At 68.6% G+C, this 20,942-nt stretch carries 18 protein-coding genes; 4 read left to right on the top strand and 14 right to left on the bottom strand.

Annotation, left to right across the window (positions count from 1 at the left end):
• Positions 1 to 255: 255 nt before the first annotated feature.
• The gene (locus tag AB8M46_RS20145) at positions 256 to 609 is read right to left on the bottom strand and encodes a helix-turn-helix transcriptional regulator (RefSeq protein WP_037340009.1); all 354 of its coding nucleotides are present in this window, start codon (positions 607 to 609) and stop codon (positions 256 to 258) included.
• A gap of 263 nt (positions 610 to 872) precedes the next feature.
• Here AB8M46_RS20145 and AB8M46_RS20150 point away from each other — a divergent pair, with 263 nt between their 5' ends.
• Positions 873 to 1,514, top strand: a complete 642-nt coding sequence (locus AB8M46_RS20150) for a hypothetical protein (RefSeq protein WP_394361151.1) — start codon at positions 873 to 875, stop codon at positions 1,512 to 1,514.
• A gap of 17 nt (positions 1,515 to 1,531) precedes the next feature.
• Here AB8M46_RS20150 and AB8M46_RS20155 read toward each other — a convergent pair whose 3' ends face one another.
• The 6 genes from AB8M46_RS20155 to AB8M46_RS20180 all read right to left on the bottom strand — a co-directional run bounded on the left by AB8M46_RS20155 (position 1,532) and on the right by AB8M46_RS20180 (position 10,521).
• Entirely contained in the window at positions 1,532 to 1,681 is a 150-nt protein-coding gene (locus AB8M46_RS20155) for a hypothetical protein (RefSeq protein WP_162836891.1), read from the bottom strand.
• Positions 1,682 to 1,789: 108 nt separating this feature from the next.
• A complete protein-coding gene (locus AB8M46_RS20160; RefSeq protein WP_125733918.1) occupies positions 1,790 to 2,140 on the bottom strand; it encodes a beta/gamma crystallin domain-containing protein in 351 nt (116 codons plus the stop codon).
• 202 nt (positions 2,141 to 2,342) lie between these two features.
• Positions 2,343 to 3,713 (bottom strand): aspartate aminotransferase family protein, encoded by a 1,371-nt coding sequence (locus tag AB8M46_RS20165; protein WP_394361152.1) that lies wholly within the window; start codon positions 3,711 to 3,713, stop codon positions 2,343 to 2,345.
• Positions 3,710 to 7,774 carry a Pls/PosA family non-ribosomal peptide synthetase gene (locus AB8M46_RS20170; protein WP_394361153.1) on the bottom strand — a complete coding sequence of 1,355 codons (4,065 nt, stop codon included), beginning with the start codon at positions 7,772 to 7,774 and terminating at the stop codon, positions 3,710 to 3,712. Before AB8M46_RS20170 ends, AB8M46_RS20165 begins: the two co-directional genes overlap by 4 nt.
• A complete protein-coding gene (locus AB8M46_RS20175; protein ID WP_394361154.1) occupies positions 7,771 to 9,039 on the bottom strand; it encodes an aspartate kinase in 1,269 nt (422 codons plus the stop codon). Before AB8M46_RS20175 ends, AB8M46_RS20170 begins: the two co-directional genes overlap by 4 nt.
• A gap of 495 nt (positions 9,040 to 9,534) precedes the next feature.
• On the bottom strand, positions 9,535 to 10,521 hold the full coding sequence (locus AB8M46_RS20180) for an Acg family FMN-binding oxidoreductase (RefSeq protein ID WP_394361155.1): 987 nt from the start codon (positions 10,519 to 10,521) through the stop codon (positions 9,535 to 9,537).
• Positions 10,522 to 10,714: 193 nt separating this feature from the next.
• On the opposite strand from AB8M46_RS20180, the gene AB8M46_RS20185 reads away from it, so the two are divergent.
• Positions 10,715 to 11,377 (top strand): response regulator, encoded by a 663-nt coding sequence (locus tag AB8M46_RS20185; RefSeq protein ID WP_394361156.1) that lies wholly within the window; start codon positions 10,715 to 10,717, stop codon positions 11,375 to 11,377.
• Here AB8M46_RS20185 and AB8M46_RS20190 read toward each other — a convergent pair.
• The 6 genes from AB8M46_RS20190 to AB8M46_RS20215 form a co-directional block, all read right to left on the bottom strand.
• Positions 11,374 to 13,110, bottom strand: a complete 1,737-nt coding sequence (locus AB8M46_RS20190) for a GAF domain-containing protein (protein ID WP_394361157.1) — start codon at positions 13,108 to 13,110, stop codon at positions 11,374 to 11,376. The genes AB8M46_RS20185 and AB8M46_RS20190 overlap by 4 nt on opposite strands.
• Before the next feature lie 51 nt (positions 13,111 to 13,161).
• On the bottom strand, positions 13,162 to 14,049 hold the full coding sequence (locus tag AB8M46_RS20195; RefSeq protein ID WP_394361158.1) for a universal stress protein: 888 nt from the start codon (positions 14,047 to 14,049) through the stop codon (positions 13,162 to 13,164).
• Complete coding sequence (locus AB8M46_RS20200; protein WP_394361159.1) at positions 14,046 to 14,651, bottom strand: HPP family protein; 606 nt, start codon at positions 14,649 to 14,651, stop codon at positions 14,046 to 14,048. Before AB8M46_RS20200 ends, AB8M46_RS20195 begins: the two co-directional genes overlap by 4 nt.
• 13 nt (positions 14,652 to 14,664) lie before the next feature.
• Positions 14,665 to 15,525, bottom strand: a complete 861-nt coding sequence (locus AB8M46_RS20205) for a universal stress protein (RefSeq protein ID WP_394361160.1) — start codon at positions 15,523 to 15,525, stop codon at positions 14,665 to 14,667.
• Positions 15,526 to 15,695: 170 nt separating this feature from the next.
• Positions 15,696 to 16,379 carry an ABC transporter ATP-binding protein gene (locus tag AB8M46_RS20210; protein ID WP_394361161.1) on the bottom strand — a complete coding sequence of 228 codons (684 nt, stop codon included), beginning with the start codon at positions 16,377 to 16,379 and terminating at the stop codon, positions 15,696 to 15,698.
• On the bottom strand, positions 16,376 to 17,458 hold the full coding sequence (locus tag AB8M46_RS20215) for an ABC transporter permease (protein WP_394361162.1): 1,083 nt from the start codon (positions 17,456 to 17,458) through the stop codon (positions 16,376 to 16,378). The genes AB8M46_RS20210 and AB8M46_RS20215 overlap by 4 nt, the downstream gene beginning before the upstream one ends.
• Before the next feature lie 171 nt (positions 17,459 to 17,629).
• Between AB8M46_RS20215 and AB8M46_RS20220 the strand changes: the two genes are divergently transcribed.
• Both AB8M46_RS20220 and AB8M46_RS20225 read left to right on the top strand, forming a co-directional pair.
• On the top strand, positions 17,630 to 18,805 hold the full coding sequence (locus tag AB8M46_RS20220; RefSeq protein ID WP_394361163.1) for a sensor histidine kinase: 1,176 nt from the start codon (positions 17,630 to 17,632) through the stop codon (positions 18,803 to 18,805).
• Entirely contained in the window at positions 18,802 to 19,437 is a 636-nt protein-coding gene (locus AB8M46_RS20225) for a response regulator (protein ID WP_394361164.1), read from the top strand. Before AB8M46_RS20220 ends, AB8M46_RS20225 begins: the two co-directional genes overlap by 4 nt.
• Before the next feature lie 308 nt (positions 19,438 to 19,745).
• Here AB8M46_RS20225 and aztD read toward each other — a convergent pair whose 3' ends face one another.
• Positions 19,746 to 20,918, bottom strand: a complete 1,173-nt coding sequence (gene aztD, locus AB8M46_RS20230; RefSeq protein WP_125733905.1) for a zinc metallochaperone AztD — start codon at positions 20,916 to 20,918, stop codon at positions 19,746 to 19,748.
• Positions 20,919 to 20,942 lie beyond the last annotated feature (24 nt).

The following is a 20,942-nucleotide window of genomic DNA, read 5'->3' on the forward strand; positions in this document are numbered from 1 at the left end:
AGCTCAATCGAGTGCATTGCCCGGCGGAACTGGATCGAAGAAGCCGTTCCGGGGCAAGATGATCGGGCACGAGGACCGGCGCGACGGAGGACCATGTGGAGCTGTGCGGAACCCCCATCTTCGACTCTTTGGTCGAGGAGACACGGCGGACCCGGGACGGCGAGGACCATTCCGAACCGAATGGACAGCACGCCGATTCCGACAACGAAAACAAATGACGGTCGCCGTGTGGCCGTGAATAATAGAAATTGCTTTTCATCCTGATTCAGGCGAAACCGAACCGGTGGAACTCTGCAGATCGTCGAGCAGTCCCAGCTGACCGGTTATGACCCCGGTCAGAATCCCGCGCGCGACGGCGAGCAGTTCGGCGACCGACGGACTGGTCAGGGAGTAGGAGACGGTCGTGCCGTCCTTGCGAGGCACCACCAGATTGGCCCGGCGCAGGACGGCGAGCTGCTGGGACAGGTTGGCGGGCTCGATCCCCAGGTCGGCCAGCAGCTCCGAGACGCGGTGGTCCCGCTCGCTGAGCAGTTCGAGCACGCGGATCCGGACGGGATGCCCCAGCGTTTTGAAGAATTCCGCCGTCGCCTGATACAGGGGGCTGTTCATCGGCATCCCTTCCCCGCAGAGCCGTCCGCACCTCCCTGATCGTGCCCGATATCGAGGGCGGCCGAACGTCACCTCACACGGAACGGGCGCGACCACACCCGATCAGGGCACAATCTCGCGGTTCTTGCGCAGCGCCGCACACCCATTAATTGCATATTTATGCAAGTTTGCATATCAGAGAAGGTGAGAACACCTGTGAGTCACGGCATGCGGGATTCCGCGAGCCTCTTGTCGAGCCTCCGGCCTGCCACGAGGAGCGGACGGTGACCACACGCCACACCATCCCCGCCGCGGCCACCCGGGCCCATCTGGTCCTCGCCGCGCACGCGGCGGAACTGGCCGATCTCGCGGCGAACGCCGCCAGGGTGGACGCGTCCTCTCCGCCCGACCACTCCGGCATGATCGGGATGGCGCAGCAGATCGTCGAAGCGGCGGTGGTCGCTGCGCGACTCGACGGAAAGACCTGGCAGGAGATCGCGGGCGGCCTCGACGGGGAGACACCGAAGTCGGCACGAAGCCGGTACTGGCCCTCGGTCGCGCGGTTCCGGGCGGATCCCTTCCCCTCGCAGGGCTCCCGTCGCGAGGGCGTGCCGGGAAACACCGAGGAGACGACCCTCCGCCTTCGACGCCTGTCCACCACGGAACAGCGATCCGACACACCCGCCGAGCCCGCGACTCGTGCGCCTGCCGGACACTTGGCCCTGGTCACGATCCCGGCCGAGCAGAGCGACCCCGAACCGCCTGCCGTGGAAGCCCGGCTGAAGATCGCGGAACGGCTCGTCGCCGCCTACGAGCGGATCGCGACCAACGACCGGCAGCCCCCGCAATGGATACTCGACGGCCTGGCCCACGCCCGCCGCACGGCCGCGGAACTCCGCGGCCACGCCGGCACACCGTCTGACTGACCTGCCGCGGCAGGAAGCTACACCGACGTCGCGAGACCGGCTTCGCGCTCGAAGTCGTGCTCGTCCTCGGTCTGCGTCCGCGACACCATCTTCGCGACCAGATCGAAGATCGGCGTAGCTTCCTGCGGGAAGGTCACGCTCTGCTGGTTCGCGCTCTCGGCGATCATGAACTGCTACTCCTCAAGGGTGACGGCTACAGCGACTGTTCACTCTAACGGCCGGGTATCGATCACGGGCCGTATCCGGAGTTTTGGTCGCTCCCCCTGAGGCGATCATCACCAGATGCGCACCTCGTACACCCGGACGGTCCCGGCGAAACCGACCCCCTGCCAGTACCCGAGGGTCGACGATTCGTACCGGCCGTTGCGCTCGTAGTTGACCGTCACCTTGTTGTTGCCCGAGGTGATGTTGTAGACCCCGCCGATGTCCGTGCCGGTGACGCCGCCGTTCGCGAAGCATCGGTTGGTGCCCATCCCGTTGCCGAACGAGATGTCCAGCTTCACGAAGTCGTCCCTGTTGCCGCAGGCGACCTGGTCGATGGCGAAGGCCGGGCTCGCCGGAACCGCGACGAGCAGGCCGAGTGCGGCCGCACCGACTACCGAAAGCCTCTTGGCACTCTTCCGCATGGGGCTGGATTCCTTTCCTCGCAACGGATAGCTGCCCGACCGGGCGTGAGCGAGCCTATCCACGCAAGAGCGGCGAAGAACGAAAAGCCTGCGATGCTGCCTGTTGCGCACACCGACGCTGTCCGAAGAGGCAACGGCCTCGTGAGTGGTGAGGACGGTTCTAACCGTCCTCACCACTCACGAGGCGGGACCTGCGGCTTCCCTACTGCGGCGGACCGCAGCGCTCGATCGCGTCCAGCAGGATCGCGCAGGCGAGGTCGATCTCCTCGGCGGTCACGGTGAGCGGCGGCATCAGGCGGATCACGCTGTCGTCGCGGCCACCGAGTTCGACGATCAGCCCGTGCTGCAACGCATACGCCTGCACGGCCCGGGCGTATGCGCCGGCCGGACGGCCGTCGCGCGGATCGGCCAGCTCGATCCCCCACATCAGGCCGAGGCCGCGCACCTCGCGGACCCAGACGTCGCCGTGCAGGACGCCGAGCCGTTGCGCGAGCTGTCGTCCGCGCTGCCGGACATTGCCGAGCACGTCGTCACGCCGGACGATGCGGACCGCCGCCGCGCCGGCGGCGAACGCGGCCTGGTTGCCGCGGAACGTCCCGGTGTGCGCACCGGGTGCCCAGCCGTCCAGCCGCCGGTCGTAGAAGATCACCGCCACCGGGAGTCCCATCCCGCTCAACGCCTTCGAGGCGATGATCACGTCGGGCTCGATGTCGTAGTGCTCGAACGCGAACCAGGTCCCGGTGCGACCGCAACCGGTCTGCACCTCGTCGACGACGAGCGGGATGTCCAGTTCCGCGGTCAGCGCGCGGACCCGGCGCACGAAGTCGCGGTCCGCCGGGATGATCCCGCCTTCGCCCTGCACCATTTCCAGGATCACCGCGGCGGGAAGGGGGATGCCGCCGTTGGGATCCCGCAGCGACCGTTCCAGCAGGCCGACGCAGTTGGTCGCGCAGGTGTCCGGCGAAAGCCCCACCGGGCACCGGGCGCAGTAGGAGTACGGGAAGAAGTGCACGCCGGGTACCCCGTTGGCGATCGGTCGTTTCTGGGCGACGAGGCCGGTCAACGCCATCGCGGCGTGACTCGAGCCGTGGAACCCGCCCTGGAAGGACACCAGGTCACCGCGTCCGGTCGCGGTCTTGCACAGTTTGATCGCGGCGTCCACGGCGTTGGCGCCGCCGGGGCCGCAGAAGTGCATCCGCATCCGCGAGCTCAGGCTCGGCGGCAGCATGGACAGCTGGGCGTCGACGAACTCGCGTTTCGCCGCCGTCGGGAAGTCCAGGCCGTGGGTGAGTACATGCATCTGCTCAGTGGCCGCGTGCACCAGTTCGGCATGGTTGTGGCCGAGGGAGAGCACGCCCGCACCCGCCAGGAAGTCGAGGAAGACGTTCCCGTCCATGTCCCACAGGTAGCTGCCCTCCGCGCCCGCGATGGCGATCGGCAGATGGCGTGGATACGCCCGCGCGCTGGATTCCCATTGTCGCTGGTGTTCGAGGAACTCAGCCGAACGAGGACCGGGCAGGGCGCCCTCGACACGGGGGGCGAGAGCCGGTCTCGCCGTGGGAGTGCGGGTCATGGCAGCCTCCTTGCCGCGGTGATCTCTTCCGCCGTGTCGAGTTCGACCGCCGGATTGGCGTACCAGCGGGTCCGTGCCGGGGCCGTGGTGCCCTTCATCAGGAACGCGTCCGCTTCGGCGATCGCCCCGTCCGCCATCGTCACTCCATAGTGGACAAAGGCGCCGGTGCCGAGGGTGCACCCCGCGCCGATGTCGATGTAGTCGGATTTGAACGTGCCGTCCTCGAGCGAATGTCCTTGCACGACGGTGTGCAGGTTGAGCACGCAGTCGTCGCCGATGCTCACCAGCGACCGCTCCGGGATCCCGCACCCGTCGTCGAAGACCCGACGGCCGATTCGGACACCGAGGCGACGCAGCAGGAACGGTTTGAACGCCGTCCCGTTGAACAGCGCGAGATAGCGGGCCGGGCTGAGCTTCCAGAACCGCTCGTGCCGCCAGAACACCGGATCGTAGATCGAGCAGAACCTCGGCCGCAGCGCCCGGAAGCCCTGTACGGCGAGTTCCGCCACCATGAGGAACGCGACCGAGAACACCAGGGTCGCCACGATGCCGACACCGGCCGCGAGCGGGCCGATCCGCTCGTGCAGGACGCCGGCCGCCGTACCGATCAACAGGATTCCGAGCAGGTGCAACCAATGCACGAGCAGGTAGATGGCGATGGTGACGGTGTTGTGGCGGTTCTTCGCCCGCAGGCCCCGGCGCAGCGCGTCCCCGCTGCCGAGATGCTCGAATCCGGTGTCGCGTCGGACGGTCCTGGGGATTTCGAACGCGGGCGACCCCAGCAAGCCGACGTTCTCCCGGACCGGCCCGTCCAGCGGAACCAGGACCTTGGTGGCCAGCAGGCAGTTCCGGCCGATCCGCGCGTCGGGCGGGAAGGCGATCTCGTTGCCCAGGAACGCCTCCGGCGCGACGGACGTCCTGCGCAGACGGAACGACGAGGACGAGAAGTCGGCGTTGAGCAGCGAAAGACCGTCCGAGACCATCGTGCCGGTGCCGACCGTGCTGAGGAACGGCGTCTCGTGCTTGACCTCGACCCCGAAGTTGGATCCGGTCTGCTGGATCTTCGACAGGTCGTATCCCAGCGCACGCAGGTAGTACACGATGTAGCTGCTGTCGCCGAACAAGTACGTGTACGCACGCATGTTGGTCAGCCGCGCGATCAACCGCTGGATGGCGAAATGCCTGCCGTAGAGCGGATAGACGCGATCCGGCCGGAGGAAGAGGCCGAGCAGGCGCGGGATCGCGAGGACGACCGCGAGTCCGGCGAGCAACGCCCCGAAGTACAGCAGAGCGGAGTCGAGGATCCGGCCGCGATAGAAGGCCCAGCTCGTGAAGTCCGTCGTCGTGGTGAGCCAGCGGTCGACGAACACGTCTGCCCCGCCCAGCGTCACGGGAAGTGTCACCGAGAGCAGGAGCAGCAGGCTGGAGGCGCAGAAGACGATCGGCCTGAGCCTGCCGCGCGGGACCGTTCCCAGCGCCCGGTAGTCCACTGTGGAGAGACGGGCGGGCGACCCGTGCCAGCTTTCGCCGTCGGGGACCGATTGCCCGGAGTTCAACGAAGACGAGTGGCCGAGCTGCGAGTCGTGGCCGAGTGCCGTGCCGATGTCGAGCACGGTCATCTCACCGACGAAGGCGTTGTCGCCGAGCGTGACCCGCCCGGTCTGGATCCGCCCTGCCCTGGCGCGGTAGCAAGAGAAGTACGCGTCCTTCCGGATGACCGCCCCGGCGCCGACGCTGAACAGATCGGTGCAGACCGGCGGGTTCCGCGACAGGATCACGGCGCCTTTGCCGATGTCCGCACCGAGCGCCCGCAGGTACCACGAGTACAGAGGCGTGCCGATGAACAGCATCAGCGGGCTGAACCTGACCAGGGTCTTGACCGTCCAGAAGCGCAGATAGCCCACGCTCCACAATGGGATCTCCCCCGGTTTCCACCGGCCGACGATCGTCCATTTCGCCGCGATCGGCACCACGGACATGATGACGAAGACGACGAGCCCGAGTCCGGCGGCGCGCGCGTAGCTCTCGACGAACCCCGTCGCTGCGGAGATCCACGCGAATCCCGTGTCCAGGATCCAGCCCGAACCGGCGGCGTAGGCCAGAAACGCCATGAGCTGGAACACTCCACAAAGGACGTACGACACGGTCGACGCGCGGCGCGGCTCCTCGGCGCGAGCGACCGTCACCTGGGACGCGGCGGCGGCCGACTCGGCGAGACCGCGAACGGTGGGGTTGAGATACACGTCCCTGGCCGAAAACGGCGCGAGGTCTCCACGTTCCCGGATCACCGCGCAGAACTTGGCCAGCAGCAGGGAGTCGGCCCCGTAGTCGTCGAAGAAGTGCCCCGTCGCCGAGATCCGCTCGATCCCGAGGACACCGCCCAACGCCTCCGCCAAGCGGAGTTCGGTCTCGGTGGCCGGTGCCACGTAACCGATGTCGTTTCCCGCTCTCCGCGGACCGCTGGGCGCCGGGAGATGCTTGCGGTCGGCCTTGCCCGCCGGAGTCAGCGGGATGTGGTCGAGCCTTTCGAGATAGGCGGGCACCATGTAGCCCGGCAGCAGTTCCGCCAGGCGCTTGCGGAGTTCACCGGGATCGACGTCCGTCCGGTCGCGGCGCAGGCTGTAGTAGGCGACCAGTTCGACGGTGCCGGGTTCCGGATGGTGGGTTTCGACCACAGCCTGGGCGATTCCGGGGATCTGCAGGAGGACCGACTCGATCTCGGTGAGCTCGACCCGGTAGCCACGGATCTTCACCTGGGTGTCGGCGCGGCCGTGGTACTCGATCTCGCCGTCCGGGGTGATCCGGCCCAGATCACCGGTGCGGTAGATGCGCTGGGACGGATTGTGCCCGATGCCGAGGAAATCCGGGATGAACGCGCGCTCGGTCAGATCGGCCCGGTTGAGGTAGCCGCCGGCGAGCCCGATCCCCGCGATGCCGATCTCGCCGAGTTCGCCCGCGGCCAGCGCCCTCGGCTCGTCCGGGTCGAGGATGACGACGGAATAGGTCGGCAAGGGCACGCCGATGGTCACCGGCCGATCCGGCCGCAGCACCGACCACGTCGCGGTGACAGTGGCCTCCGTCGGGCCGTAGACGTTGAGGAACCGTCTGTCCGGGCGATACCAGCGGCGCACGAGGTCTTCGGGGCACGCTTCACCGGACACGAGGAGGAATCTCAGCAGCGGCAAATCCTCGTCGAGGCTGGCCAGCAGGGTCGGAACGCAGCACAGCGCGGTGACCTCGTTCTCCCGCAGGAATTCGAGGAGGTCGTGACCGACGAGCGCGGCGCCGCCGGGTTTCGGCACGAGTGTCGCGCCGCTCAGCAACGGCACCCAGATCTCCTCGACCGAGAAGTCGAACGCGATCGTCATGCCCTGGTAGACCCGGTCGGTGCCCTGGATGCCGTAGACCTCGGCGGCGACCTGGACGAAATTGCAGATCGACGCGTGGTCGATCGTCACGCCCTTCGGCCGCCCGGTCGAGCCGGACGTGTAGACGATGTAGCAGAGTTCGTCGGCCGGAGTGCCCCTCTCGACCGCGGTGAGCCGCTCGCCCGACAGCCCGGCGATGCGATCCGAGTCCTCGTCGACACAGACCACCTCGACGCTGCCCGGTTCGAACCGGTCCCGCAGGGCGGCGGTCGACACCACGAGCCGGACGCCGGCGTCCTCGACGATGTAGGCCAAGCGGTCGTCCGGAAACCCCGCGTCCAGCGGCACGTACGCCGCGTTGACCTTGAGCACGGCGAGCATCGCGACGTAGGGGTGAACCGGTTCGCCGAACAACAACCCGATCCGGTCGCCGGGCCGCACCCCGTGGGCTCGCAGATGGCGGGCGAGCCGGTTCGCCCGCTCGTCCAAGCCGTCGAACGTGAGCTTCTCGCCCTCGGCGTCGACCGCGAGACGGTCGCCGAGGCCGTCGGCTCGCAGCCGGTCGCAGAGCCGCTCGTACAACTCTTCCAGCCGATCGCCGACCCGCCATCGAATCCGCTGGTCGTGGCCGTCGCAGGTCAGGACCAGGCCATCGGTGGTGAACTGGCCCGACGGCAGTCCGTAGGGGCTCATGTCCTGTCCGCCGACAAGCCGAACGAGTCGTGCAGGGCGCGGACGGTCGGGTCGACGGCGTCGGCGGGGATCACGGCGGTGAGGCGCGACTGCGAGGTCGTCATCGCGGGCACCGTGACCCGGTGGTCGGCGAGGACCCGCAGCAACTCGGGCAGGAATCCGGGCGGATCAAGCAGCCCGGTGCCGACCACGGAAACCGAGCCGAGTTCGTCGAAGACCGTGGAGCGGGCGTCGAGGTCCATCGCGAGCCGGGCGATCGGCAGGCCGAGCGGCTCGGTCCCCCGGACGGTGAACCGCAGTTCGCCGGGATCGGGCCAGCTGAGGTTGTCCGGTCGCACTCCGCAGTTCGCCAGCGTCGTGAGAACGCGCGCGTAGTGGTCCGGACCGGAAGCCGAAACCTCGACACGGACGAGTCGCACGTCGCGCTCGTGGGCGATGCCGATGACGCGAGGAGTGCCTTCCAGCGACGGTTCTTCCGCCGTCACGACGGTCGACGGGCCGGGATCCGACGCGTGCGTCACCCGCACCGCCACTCCGTGACGGCGCGCGAGTTCGACGGATCTGGGATGCAGCACGCGGGCGCCGAGTCCGGCGAGCTCCACCATCGCGTCGTACGAGATCGTCCGGACCGGCCGGGTGTCCCGCACGATCCGGGGATCGGCCGTGCGAACGCCGTGCACGTCGGTCCGGATCTCACATTCGGAACCGCCGAGCGCGGCCGCGAGCGCCACGGCGGTGGTGTCGGAACCACCTCGGCCCAAGGTCAGCAGTTCGCCGTCGGCGTTCCGGCCCTGAAACCCGGCGACGACCACGACCCGCGCGTCACGCAGCCGGGCGACGATCTTGCCGGGATCGACCCGCACGATGGTCCCCGCGCCGGGTTCACCCGCGACCTCGATCCCGGCCTGGTCACCGGACAACGAGACGGCCTCGATCCCGCGCTCGGCCAACGCCATCGCGAGCACCGACGCGGAGACCTGTTCACCGGTCGCCATCAACTGGTCGAGCTCCCGGGGAACGGGCGGTTCCGCGAACTCGCCCGCCAGCGCGATCAACCGGTCCGTGCTGTCCCCCATCGCCGACACGACCAGGACCACCCGATGTCCCGCCTCGGCGATCGCAGCCACCTCGGCGGCGACGTTGTGCACCATTTCAGGTGTGGCCAGCGACGAGCCACCGTATTTTCGTATGACCAGTCCTTCGTTTCGCGTCTTCGACAGGGGCGGGTTCGGGCTGACATCGAGTTTCGGGGAAGAATTCACCATTTTCCTTAATAGGTAGCCACAGTGGCCGCATTCGCGGTGGGGTATAAGGCGGAGTTCGGAAGTACCTGCCGGACAAGATGCCCTGGCGGAGGTGACAGGGTTGGAAAGTAGTGCGGGACACTTTCCACGGGTACCTCCGTAAGTACGAAAGATCGGTCGTCCGTTTCTCCCAGGCCATAACCCGACGACAGCGCGCGAGGTTATGACGGCAAACAGCCGAGTTCGATGGAATTAGGGCAGAAGAATGACGTATTCGCAGTCACTTCGAAATTCGGGAGAACGGCCGCGTGACAAAACGGAACGAATTTCCCCGTTCGCCCGAAGTTACGAGATCCTTTTACGTGTCCGAAGCCGAGTGGGAACCCGTCAAAATGACCATGCCGCGCGCGGCGGCCGAAACCCAGCATTTTTCCCACTGTTCGGAAAGAGGACATGACGACGCGCGGTCCCAGATCGTGGACCGAGCTGTCGTATGTCCTTTGTGGAGTCTCGGGTTCAGAAACCGCGACCGAGTATTTCGTCGATGGCGCGACGCGGGCTGGACGGCACCGCGCCGGCGGGATAGCCGAGCCGCATGAGCAGCTGCGGGAAACCGGCGAGTTCGAGATCGTCGCACAACGCGGAACGCACTTCGGGCAGGTGCAGCGGCTGGGTCAGCACCGAGCCGACGAGACCTCCGTCGACCGCGTCGAGCCAGGTGCGCTGCACCGCTTGCCCCACGGCCAAGTGGTCGTGCCGGGTGTCGTCGAGGGTCAAGAAGACGAGCAACGTCTCTTCCGTCAGCCGATGGGTCAGGACCACGCTGTCCGGCAACGCCGTCGACGGCCGGACCAAGCCCGCCCAGGGCAGCGAGCCTGGAGGAAGCGCCGTCGCGGCGAGCCCCACGCCGTGGCGATGCGACACCTCGTCCCGGATCGTCCACAGGGCGAGCTCGCGCTGGTATCCGTGATCGTGCTGGTGGGCCTCCGCCGCGAATTCGAGCAGTTCGGCGACGCGACCGAGTTCCAGCTCGTCACGGATCGGCCTGGCTTCGACGCCGTCCGAGGCGGCGGTGTCCACCAGCTCGCCGATCCGCTGACGCGAGACAGGCCGTCCGGCGAACCGCCGCCGGTGGCTGCGCCGTCGTTCGATGGCCGAGTAGCGATGCAGATCGTCCGCGGACGGCAACGCACGCTCGCCTGGCGTGACCGACGAGACCACTTCCGGGCGGCCCGGTTCGGGAAACGTCTCCGTGCACGGCGCGTAGCCGAGCACACGGACGGCGAGCTCCAGGTTCGTGAGGGCGGCGCCGCAGGAGATCACCCGGTCGCGGCCCAGCGGATCGTGTTCCGGGAGGGTCAGGTCACGGCGCTCGATCAGCAGCAGCCTTCCGCCGTCAAACTCCAGGATCCACGGCTGGGTGTTGTGCACCGAGGGCGCCCGCAGCAAGGTCCGGGCCAGGACCTCCGTCTCCCCCGCCGACCAGATCTCTCGTCGCTCCATGCTCCCTGCCCTCCGCGGTGGCGCTGTGCTCGAATCCACCGTGCGCCACTCCGGAACCGGTGCGCAGGTGCGGACGGCTCCGATCTCCGGGACCAAAGCCCTACGACGCCGGGACGTCCAGACCGCTGTGCCGTCCCGCGTGCCGGAGTAGGTTCGGCAGCACGGCCAGGACCCTGCGGCGGGAGGACGAGCGATGGTGACCAAGGTGTTCCTGGTCGACGATCACGAGATCGTCCGGCGGGGGCTGTCCGATCTGCTCGGCAGCGAGCCGGACATCGAGATCTCCGGCGAAGCCGCGTCGGTCTCCGAAGCGCTCACCCGGATTCCCGCGACCGAAACCGATATCGCGGTGCTGGACGTCCGCCTCCCGGACGGCACCGGTATCGAGCTGTGCCGCGAGTTGCTCTCGACCCGGCCCGACCTGCGTTGCCTGATGCTCACGTCCTACGCCGACGACGAGGCCCTGCTCACCGCGATCATGGCGGGCGCCTCCGGCTTCGTCCTGAAACAGGTGCTCGGCAACGACCTCGTCTCGGCGATCAGGACCATCGCCGAAGGCGGCTCACTGCTCGACAGCCGCACCACCGCCGCCCTGATGAACCGCATCCGCCGGGAGCACGACCGTGACGATCCGATCGCCGGGTTGTCCGAGCAGGAACGAGCCGTCTTCGAGCTCATCGGGGAAGGACTCACCAATCGGGAGATCGGCGAACGGCTCTTCCTGGCGGAGAAGACGGTCAAGAACTACGTTTCCCGCATCCTCGGCAAACTCGGTATCCAGCGCCGGACCCAGGCCGCCGTGCTCGCGAACGAGCTCAAGAAGGAAGACCGGATCCGCCTGTTCGGAGACCGCTAGGCGTCTTCGTGCGACAGCGGGACACGCCACGAGATCCGGGTCCCGCCGCCCTCCCTGCCGGTGAACTCGGCGTATCCGCCGCACCGTTCGGCGCGTTGCGAAAGGTTGTCGAGCCCGCTGCGCCGGCCGGACGACGGCAGTCCCACACCGTCGTCGCTCACCTCGATGGCGAGTTCGGTGCCGGCCTCGACGGTCACGGAGATCTCTTTCGCGCCCGAGTGCCGGATGGCGTTGCTCAGCGCCTCACGGACGACGGCCTCGGCGTGCTCGTACACCTCGACCGGAACGAGGGTGTCCACCGCGCCCGCGATCCGGACCGACGGTGTCACGGCCGAAGCCGGGGTCAGTTCCGTGACGATGTCGAGCAGCCGCCGGCGAAGACCGGCCGACTCCCCCGCTCCCGCGGTGTGCAGGTCGAAGATCGAGGTCCTGATCTCGCGAACGGTCCGGTCGAGTTGCTCGACGGCCTGCGTGACCCGGTTGCGGGCGAAGTCGTCCGGCACTCTCGGCAGGATGCTCTGGAGGCTCATACCGGTGGCGAAAAGCCGCTGGATGACGTGATCGTGGAGATCCTGCGCGATCCGGTCCCGGTCGGCGAGCACGTCCAGCAGGCGCTGGTTGCGCTGCTTTTCGGCGAACTCGAGCGCCACGGCGGCCTGGTCGCCGAACGACGACAACATCGGGATCTGGTCGGCCTTGAACTGCTGCGTGCCCTTCTCCCGGCTGGCGACCAGCACGCCGCCGACACCCGTCGCGCTGGTCAACGGCGCCAGCGCCCCGGGACCGGAGAGTGCCGTGTCCGCCGAACCGAACACGGTGCCGAGGTCGGCGACGAGACAGGTCTGCCCGCCGGCGAAGATCTCGTCGAGCAAGGGATGCTCACCGGAGACCTGCTTCCCTCGCAGCGGACCTCGCCGTCCGCTGCTCACCGCGGTGACCGTCAACGACCGCGTCCCCTTCTCGCCGTCTTCGGCGAGGAGGATCATCACCTCGTCGGCCCCGGCCAGCTCGCGGACGCTTCCGACGATCAGCGCCAGCGTGTCCACGACCGACGCGCCGCCGAGCAGCTCGCCGTTGACCTTCGCCACCGCCTCGAGCCATCGTTCCCGCGTCCGGGAGCGCTCGAAGAGGCGGGCGTTGTCGATTGCCACGCCTGCGGCTGCGGCGAGTGCCTGCAGGACGACCTCGTCGTCGGCGGTGAACTCGGCGGCTCCGCGTTTCTCGGTCAGGTACAGATTCCCGAACACCTCGTCCCGCACCCGGACCGGCACACCGACGAAACTGTGCATGGGCGGATGGTTGGCCGGGAAGCCGACCGAGGCGGGATGCGCCGAAAGGTCCGGGACCCGCACCGGCTGCGGATCCTCGATGAGCAGGCCGAGCAGACCCCTGCCCTCGGGCAGGTGACCCATCGTCTCGCGTACGTCCTGGTCGATGCCGACGTACACGAACTGGGAGAGGCCGTCCTCGTCGCCGAGGACACCCAACGCCCCGTATTGGGCGTCGACCAGCTCGACCGCGGCCTGGACGATGCGCTGCAGGGTCGAATCGAGTTCGAGACCGGTCCCCACCGCGAGAACGGCGTCGAGCAACCCTTGCAGCCGGTCACGGGTCTTCACGATCTCCGAAAGCCGCTCCTGGACCTCGTGCAGCAACTCGTCCAGCCGGAGCCCGGTCAGCACCGCCGCGCTGGGCGGCGGATGCCCGCCCGCCGGTGATGGCTCGGACGCCATCGCCACCTCCTTCCGGATAGGGTGACGACTCGTTCATCGTCCGCACCGGCCTCAGCGTTCCACTCGGCGGACCACCATCACAGGGCATTCGGCGTGCTGGGCCAACGCCTGGCTGGTCGAGCCGAGCAGAAGTCCCGTGAACCCGCCACGACCGCGGCTGCCCACGACCACGAGCCTCGCCTTGGCGCTCCACTCCAGCAGAACCTGCCGCGGCCGGTCACGAACGAGCGAGCGTTCCACCGTGACGTCGGGGTACTTCTCCTGCCAGCCCGCGAGACGTTGCGCGAGCAGCCTGCGCTCATCGTCCTCAATGGACTCCCACTGGCTCATCAGCCGCGCCATCCCGTAGACGTCGTCATAGGTGACGTCCGACCACGCGTGCACGGCGACCAGCGTCGCGGACCGGCGCGAAGCTTCGTCGAAAGCGGCCTCCAAGGCCCGCTCGCTGGTCGGGCTCCCGTCGATCCCGACCACCACCGGCCCCGTGTCGGGCTGATTCGTCGTTCCCTTCCTGCCCCGGAGCACGACCACGGGACAGTGCGCGTGCGCGATCAGCGCGGACGCCGTCGATCCCAAGGTCATCTGCCCGAAGAAACCCTTGCCCGTCCCGCCGACCACGACCATCGTGGCCGACTTCGACGCGTCGACCAGCGTCGGGACCGGCGAATCCGCGGGCATGAGGGTGTCGACCCGGACACCGGGCGCGGTCGATCCGGCTTCCGCCACGGCCTCATCGAGGACGCGCCGCCCCTCGCCCGCGAGCACGTCGAACCACGGCACCGGACCGGCCAGCCCGCCACCACCATAGGCCCACTGCTCCACGTGCAGGGCATGCACGATCAGCAGCCCCAAATTTCGTTCGGTCGCGACGGCGGCCGCCCATCGCACGGCCGCCCGGCCCGGTTCCGCTCCGTCCACCCCGACGACGATCCGGTTCATCTCTCACCTTCCTGGTAGGTCACCTTCGCTTGGACGACACCGGGGATCCCCTCCGCGATGACCCTCGCGACGTGGTGGTCGGTGTCGTTCCCGTACCGGTCCCCGATCCGGACAAGGCCGTCTTCGACGTCGACCGTCCAGCGGCCGGGGCCGCCGTAGATCGCGAGGTGGTGCCGGACGTCGGCGGCGATCGCGCCGTCGGCCCTGGCGAAGGCACGGACGAAATCGGCCCTGGTGACGATGCCCACCACCGCCGCACCGTCCACAATGGGCATCGCGCGGATCTTCCCGTCGAGCAACGCCTTGCCGACCTCCGTGAGGTCCGCTCCGGCGCTCATCGCGGTGGCGGGTGTCGTCATCACCTCCGCCACGGTGGCACCCGGTGTCCCATACCCGGCGCGACGCCGGACGAACCGGACGTCTTCGGGGAATCGGTCCCGGATCAGGTCCGCCTCGGTCACCATGCCGATCAAGCGGTCGTCTTCGTCCACCACCGGCAGAGCGGTGAAGCCGTGCTCGGCCAGCAGTTCGGCGGCGTGTTTGGCGGTCGTCCCCTCGGTGACGGTCACGACCGGCCTGGTCATCAGATCCCTTGCCCGCATGTCGTTCCCCGTCTCACAGTTCGGCGTCGTCGCTCGGTACAGCGGGCCGGATGACGGCGACCGGGCACTCCGCATGGGCGATCAGCGCTTGGCTCGTTGAGCCCAGAAGCATCCCTTCGAATCCGCCGCGGCCACGGCAGCCGACGACGAGCAGGCCCGCCCGCTTGCCGAGTTCGAGCAGGGCACGGACGGGACGCCCCTGCCGCAGGACGAACTCGACCGGCACCTCCGGATACTTGTCCCGCCAGGGAGCCACTTGCTCTTCGAGCGACATCCGCTCGTCGTCCTCGACCCGATCCGACAGGTCGGACCAGGTCCGGACGACGGTCAGCCCGGTGTTCCGCGAACTCGCTTCGTCGAAGCCGAACCCGAGGGCGTCCTCGCTCGCTGGGGAGCCGTCCGTGCCGACCACGATCCGGTCCTCGTCGCGCCACGCGCCGCGGACCACCACGATCGGGCAATGACCGTATTTGGCGAGCGCGACCGCGGTGGAACCGATCAACGGTCCGGTGAACCCGCCCAGCCCCCGTGATCCCAGCACCAGCATCGTCGCCCTGGTGGACTCCTGGACCAGCGCGGGCACCGCGCTCCACTCCCGGACCGCGGTCTCGACGACCAGGCCCGGAAAGCGGGCCAGCACCGCCTCCCGCACCTGGGACACCCACTCTTCCCCCAGACCGGCGAACCCCGCTCGGATCGTCTCGGCCGGCGGAAGGACACTCGGTACCTTCGCGAGCGGCACGGCGTAGACGTGGACGAGCCGGAGCGGCACACCCCGTCGCGAAGCGGCGGCCGCCGCCCAAAGGGCCGCCGTCCTCGCCGAGCGCGATCCGTCGATCCCGGCGACGATCGAACCTTCCGTGGCGATCGGCATCCCCGGCTCCTTTCGAGGTCGGACCCGCTGTCGTGGGCCGGTCCCAGTCTCGAATGGCGGCGCCTCCCGATCGCAGAGGACGAAGTCCCCCGGCACCTGCTCCAGGGTCCCGGTCGCGTCGCCGACCGGCCCACGAGAAAGGGGCGAAAGTCCCTATGACCGGAGGCGGATCAGCCGACCGGCGCGGGGATGCCCAACCGTCCATCGTGGACTTCGACGATCCGATCGACCGCGGTGAGATGCGCCCGGTCGTGCGTGACCAGGACGGTGGCGGTGGCCCGCTGCTGGGTCAGGCGCGTGATCAGGTCGATGACCGCGGCACCGCGGTCGTGGTCGAGGGCGCTCGTCGGCTCGTCGATCAGCAGCACGGTGGGCTCGTTCATCAGCGCACGGGCGATGTTCACCCGCTGCCGTTGGCCGCCGGAGAGCTGGTGCGGCCGACGTCCCGCCTGCTGCCCGAGCCCGACGGCATCGAGCAGATCCAGGGCCACGCCGCGTGCCGCGGACGGGGAGCGGCCGTCGATCCGGGCCATGACCTGCAGTTGTTCGGCGGCGGTGAGGGCGGGCAACAGATTCGGTTGCTGGAAGACGATCCCGATCTTGCGACGGCGTAGCTCGGTGAGTTCACCACGGCTCAGCCCGGTGGTCTCGGTGCCGTCGATGGTGACGGTCCCGTGGTCCGGGGCGATGAGGGTGGCGGCGACGGCGAGCAGGCTGGACTTGCCCGAGCCGGAAGGCCCGGCGACGGCGGTGATCGTGCCCGGCGGGACGTCCAGGGTGACGCCGTCGAGGGCGGTGAGGCGGGAATCGCCGTCGGGATAGGTGAGGGTGACATCGGTCAGGTTCAGGCTCATCGGGCACTCCCCAATGCGGTCAGCGGGTCGACGGAGGTGATGCGGCGGACGGAAAGCGCGGCCCCGAGAGCGCCGAGCAGGATCATCACGGCGGCCGGGACCAGTACGGTGGCCGGTGTCAGGAGGAACGGCACGGCGGATCCGGCGACGACCGCGCCGAGGCCGACGGCCAGTGCGGTGCCGACGGCGGTACCACCGACGAGAAGGACGACAGCCTGGCCGAGCGCGTCCTTCAGCAGGAAGGCCGTACTCGCCCCCAGCGCCTTGAGGACGGCGATGTCGCCGCTGCGCTGGATCGTCCAGACGGTGAAGAAGGCGCCGATCACGAGCGCGGAGATCGCGAAGAGGAACCCTCGCATCAGTTGCAGCGTGCCGTTTTCCGAGGTGTAGGAGCCGATCGCGGACAACGAGTCGCTCTTCGAGACCGTCTTCGTGCCGGCGGCGAGATCGGTGGCCGCGAGATCGGCGCCGGCAGTGGTGGTCAGCGCGAGCACCGTCGCGCTCGGCTCACCGCCGGTGGGCGGCGCCGTCCTCGCCCAGACGTCGAGCCCGGCCCACACCACCGGGGTGTGGCTGAACCAGGCGTCCCCCGCCACGGCGGAGACCGTCAGCTGGCGCCCGGCCACGGCGATGGTGTCCCCGTTCCGGACGTCCAGGTCGTCGGCGGCGGACGCCGACAGCACCACCGAGTCACTGGTGATGTTCCCGGCCTCCGGGGCGAGCGCCGAACCGGGCCGGACTCCGAAGACGGAGATCCCGGCACTGCGGTTTCCCGCGGTGGCCTTGGTGGTGGAGATGCCCAACGGTTCGGCACCGGTGACGCCCGGGGTTTCGGCCCACTGCCGCCGCTGTGTCTCGTTGATCGCGGAGTTGGCGTAGGACAGGCTCTGCCCGTCACCAGGAGCGGCGAAGACGATCTTGTCGGCGGGCAGGCCGGTGATCGCGGAAATGTTCTGCTCACCCAGCCCTGCGGTGAGCCCGGACAACAGGCCGACCAGCAGGGTGATCAGCACGACCACGGCTCCCATCAGGGCGAACCGCCCTTTGGCGAATCTCAGATCTCTCCAGGCGACGAACACGGTTCCGGTCTGTCCTCTCCGGCGGGTGGGCTGGTTACCTCTCCACGATCGCCGCCGGGGATCGCGATGACATCTGGCCGGAGATGGCACTTCGTCGGCCGGAAGACGGCACGCCGGTTCTACCTTTGGATAGAGGCGGCCGCCGGTCGCGCTCCGTAACCTGGAAGCACTGTGACCACCACATTCCCGTTGACCCCGACCAGCCGGCTGCTGACCTGGTGTCTGCACCTGCTGCTCATCGCCCTGCTCGCACTCGCGGCCGTCCGTGCGGTGGCGGACGGTTCGTCCGACGCGGGAGCAGTCGTCGCGACGGCGTTGGCGTGCGCTGTCGTGTACGCGGCAGGCCCGCTCCTGCCGCGTGTCAGGACGTCCCGGCAGGCCGCCCAGTGGTGGCTGATCGCGGTGGGCGTCGTGTGGCTGGTCCTGCTGGTACTGACCGCCGACGGCGTCTGGGTCGCCTTCCCGCTCTACTTCCTGCAGTTGCATCTGCTGCCGCGCCGCCAGGGCCTGGTCGCGGTGATCGCGACCGCGCTGGCGGCGATCACCGCGTTCGCCGCCCACCAAGGTTCCTTCGTCCCGGCGGCGGCGATCGGCCCGGCGCTGGGAGCCGCCGTGGCGGTCGCGGTCGTCTGGGGATACCAGGCGCTGTACCGCGAAAGCGAACGACGCCGGAACCTGATCGAGGAACTGACCGCCACCCGCGCCGATCTCGCCGAAGCCCAGCACGCGGCGGGAGTGCTCGCCGAGCGGGAACGGCTGGCCCACGAGATCCACGACACCCTCGCCCAAGGACTGTCGAGCATTCAGCTCCTGTTGCGTGCCGCGGAACGAACCATTCCCGACACCGCCGGCAACGCCGCCCGCTACGTCGAGCAGGCTCGGCAGGCGGCCGCCGACAACCTGGCCGAAGCCCGCCGCTTCGTCGACGCGCTGTCCCCGCCGGCGCTCGACGACACCACGCTCGCCGACGCGTTGGAACGGTTGTGTGCCACCACCAGCGCCCGGCACCGGATCGCCGCGCGGTTCCGGTTCACCGGTACACCCACTCCCCTGCCGACCGCATACGAGGTCGCCTTGCTGCGCATCGGCCAGGCGGCCCTCGCGAACACCGTCCGTCACGCCGACGCGTCAACCGCCGAAGTCACCCTGTGCTACCTCGACGAGCACGTCACGCTCGACATCGTCGACAACGGTGTGGGCTTCCATCCGGAACACAGCGGCTTCGGTCTGACCGCGATGCGGACCCGAGCCGAGGCATTGGACGGAACCTTCACCGTCGAGTCCTCCCCCGGTAACGGCACCGAGTTGTCCGTGCGGCTGCCCGTCGAAACCAAGGAACGTCCGTGACCGAACCCCCGATCCGGCTCCTGCTGGCCGACGATCATCCGATCGTCCGGGCGGGCCTCCGCGCCTTGCTGGAAACCGAACCCGGTCTCGTCGTCTCCGCCGAAGCCGCGACCGCGGAGGAAGCCGTTGCCCGCGCCGCGGGAGGCGACATCGACGTCGTGCTGATGGATCTGCGCTTCGGCCCCGGAATGACCGGCGCCGAGGCCACCGCGGTGATCACGGCGCGGCCGGACGCTCCGCGCGTGCTGATCGTCACCACCTACGACACCGACGCCGACACACTGCCCGCCATCGAAGCGGGCGCCACCGGCTATCTCCTCAAGGACGCCCCACCCGAGGAGCTGGTGGCCGCCGTGCGTACTGCCGCCGCCGGACGCACCACCCTCGCCCCGACCGTCGCGGACCGGTTGATGAACCGCATGCGGATGCCCACCGCCGCGCTGACATTGCGCGAAATCGAAGTCCTGGTCCTGGTCGCCGACGGTCTGTCCAACCGGGCCATCGCAGAACGGCTCCACCTGACCGAAGGCACCGTGAAATCCCACCTCGCCCGCAGCTACACCAAACTCGGCGTCGACTCGCGCACCGCCGCCGTCGCCACCGCGACCGACCTGGGCCTCATCCGCCGCTGACCGCCTGCCGCGGCAGGTTCCGGCTCTGTCCGTGAAGGCCTCCTGGGATTCGCTCCGTTCCAGACCGGGCCGAGCGTCGTTGATGAAGGATTTGGGACGTTCACAGTCCCAAATCCTTCATCAACAACTCCCTGTGTGGAGGAGCCAGGACCTACAAGGCCCCATCCCCTCAGGCTCGCCCCACAGCAAACAAGTCCCTCAAGGAGGCCTTCACGGACCTTCCTGTACCGCAAGGGGAGCAAAGGCGCGGCCGCGTGGTCGGACACCTCTCGTGGGTGTGAGAACCCGTCCTCACACCCACGAGTTGATCAGCCTCCGAGCACGCCGCTGACCTCGTTCGGCGTTCCCGGGATCGTGCCGGTCGCGGTCTTCGCGCCGGAGGCGAGGTCGACCGAGTGGATCTCCTTCTTCCCGGGATCGGTCACGTACGCGGTCCCGCCGCGGACGAAGATCGCGGGGCGCGGCTGCTGCCACTCGATCGGCTCCTGCCAGGTGCCGATGACGGCGATCTTCTTCGTCACCGCACCGCTCACCGGGTCGATCACGTGGATCTGACCGTCGGTGCCCAGCACCAGCGCCTCGCCCTGAGGACCGCGGGCCAGCGAGCGGAAGGTGTAGCTGGTCCCGATGTCGACGTGCTTGAGCGTGGCCTTCTCGGTGTCGATCAGGGAAATCCGGGTCGGGCGTTCGAGCTCGGCCGCTTCGTCGACCTTGTAGTCGCCCAAGGTGATCGGCGAGACGTCCGAACCCGCCTGGTTGCCGATGCGCCCGTAGGCATCCGGGCTGGTCACCTTGGTGATCACCCCGTTCCGGTAGATCAGCGCGCCGGTCTGGCAGCCGACCACGATCGCTTCCCCGCGCGCGGCGGCTTCACCGTGCACACCGGGGCACTGCTCGTTCCGCGCGATCTCCTTCTTGTCCTTGTCCAGCACCACGATCCCGGAGCGCTTGTCCTTGTTCCCGACCGTGGTCACCAGTTCGCCGTTCTCGAGCTCGACGGCCACGCCGTGATGCGCTTCCGGTGTCTTGTGCTTCGGCGCGGGGAAGGCAGCGGTACCGATCGTCTTCGGGTCGAAGACGGTCACTTCGCCGGTCCCGTCGGCGAACAACACCGTCTTGCCGGCGTGACGGACGACGTGGCCCGGCTTGGCCGCCTTCACCTCGTTGTCCGTCAGCACGGCGCCGACGGCGTCGAGGACCCGGAACCCGGTGGAGGTCGAGACCATGAGGTGCCGGTCGTTCCCGGCCGGGTTGAGCCGGTTGAAGCCTTCCAGTGGAAGGTTCTTCGCGACCTGCAAGGACTTCCCGTCGAGCAGGACGATTCCGCCGTCGTAGGTGACGGCCACCGGATTCGCGACGACGGGAGCCGGAGCCGCGTCCTTTCCGGGTTCCGCCGCCGGCTGTTCGGTCGCGCAGGCGGCGAGTGCGAGGGTGCTCGCCGTCGTCGCCATCAGCGCGAGATATCGGGTCTTCCGTGCCATTTCACTGTGCCTTTCGTCTGTTCC

The sequence above is a fragment of the Amycolatopsis sp. SB7-3 genome (assembly GCF_041021335.1).
Lineage (GTDB): Bacteria > Actinomycetota > Actinomycetes > Mycobacteriales > Pseudonocardiaceae > Amycolatopsis > Amycolatopsis japonica.

Coding starts and splice junctions, on each gene's coding strand:
- AB8M46_RS20145 (WP_037340009.1), bottom strand. CDS start 609: ATGAACAGCCCCCTGTATCAGGCGACGGCGGAATTCTTCAAAACGCTG.
- AB8M46_RS20155 (WP_162836891.1), bottom strand. CDS start 1,681: ATGATCGCCGAGAGCGCGAACCAGCAGAGCGTGACCTTCCCGCAGGAA.
- AB8M46_RS20160 (WP_125733918.1), bottom strand. CDS start 2,140: ATGCGGAAGAGTGCCAAGAGGCTTTCGGTAGTCGGTGCGGCCGCACTC.
- AB8M46_RS20165 (WP_394361152.1), bottom strand. CDS start 3,713: ATGACCCGCACTCCCACGGCGAGACCGGCTCTCGCCCCCCGTGTCGAG.
- AB8M46_RS20170 (WP_394361153.1), bottom strand. CDS start 7,774: ATGAGCCCCTACGGACTGCCGTCGGGCCAGTTCACCACCGATGGCCTG.
- AB8M46_RS20175 (WP_394361154.1), bottom strand. CDS start 9,039: ATGGTGAATTCTTCCCCGAAACTCGATGTCAGCCCGAACCCGCCCCTG.
- AB8M46_RS20180 (WP_394361155.1), bottom strand. CDS start 10,521: ATGGAGCGACGAGAGATCTGGTCGGCGGGGGAGACGGAGGTCCTGGCC.
- AB8M46_RS20185 (WP_394361156.1), top strand. CDS start 10,715: ATGGTGACCAAGGTGTTCCTGGTCGACGATCACGAGATCGTCCGGCGG.
- AB8M46_RS20190 (WP_394361157.1), bottom strand. CDS start 13,110: ATGGCGTCCGAGCCATCACCGGCGGGCGGGCATCCGCCGCCCAGCGCG.
- AB8M46_RS20195 (WP_394361158.1), bottom strand. CDS start 14,049: ATGAACCGGATCGTCGTCGGGGTGGACGGAGCGGAACCGGGCCGGGCG.
- AB8M46_RS20200 (WP_394361159.1), bottom strand. CDS start 14,651: ATGCGGGCAAGGGATCTGATGACCAGGCCGGTCGTGACCGTCACCGAG.
- AB8M46_RS20205 (WP_394361160.1), bottom strand. CDS start 15,525: ATGCCGATCGCCACGGAAGGTTCGATCGTCGCCGGGATCGACGGATCG.
- AB8M46_RS20210 (WP_394361161.1), bottom strand. CDS start 16,379: ATGAGCCTGAACCTGACCGATGTCACCCTCACCTATCCCGACGGCGAT.
- aztD (WP_125733905.1), bottom strand. CDS start 20,918: ATGGCACGGAAGACCCGATATCTCGCGCTGATGGCGACGACGGCGAGC.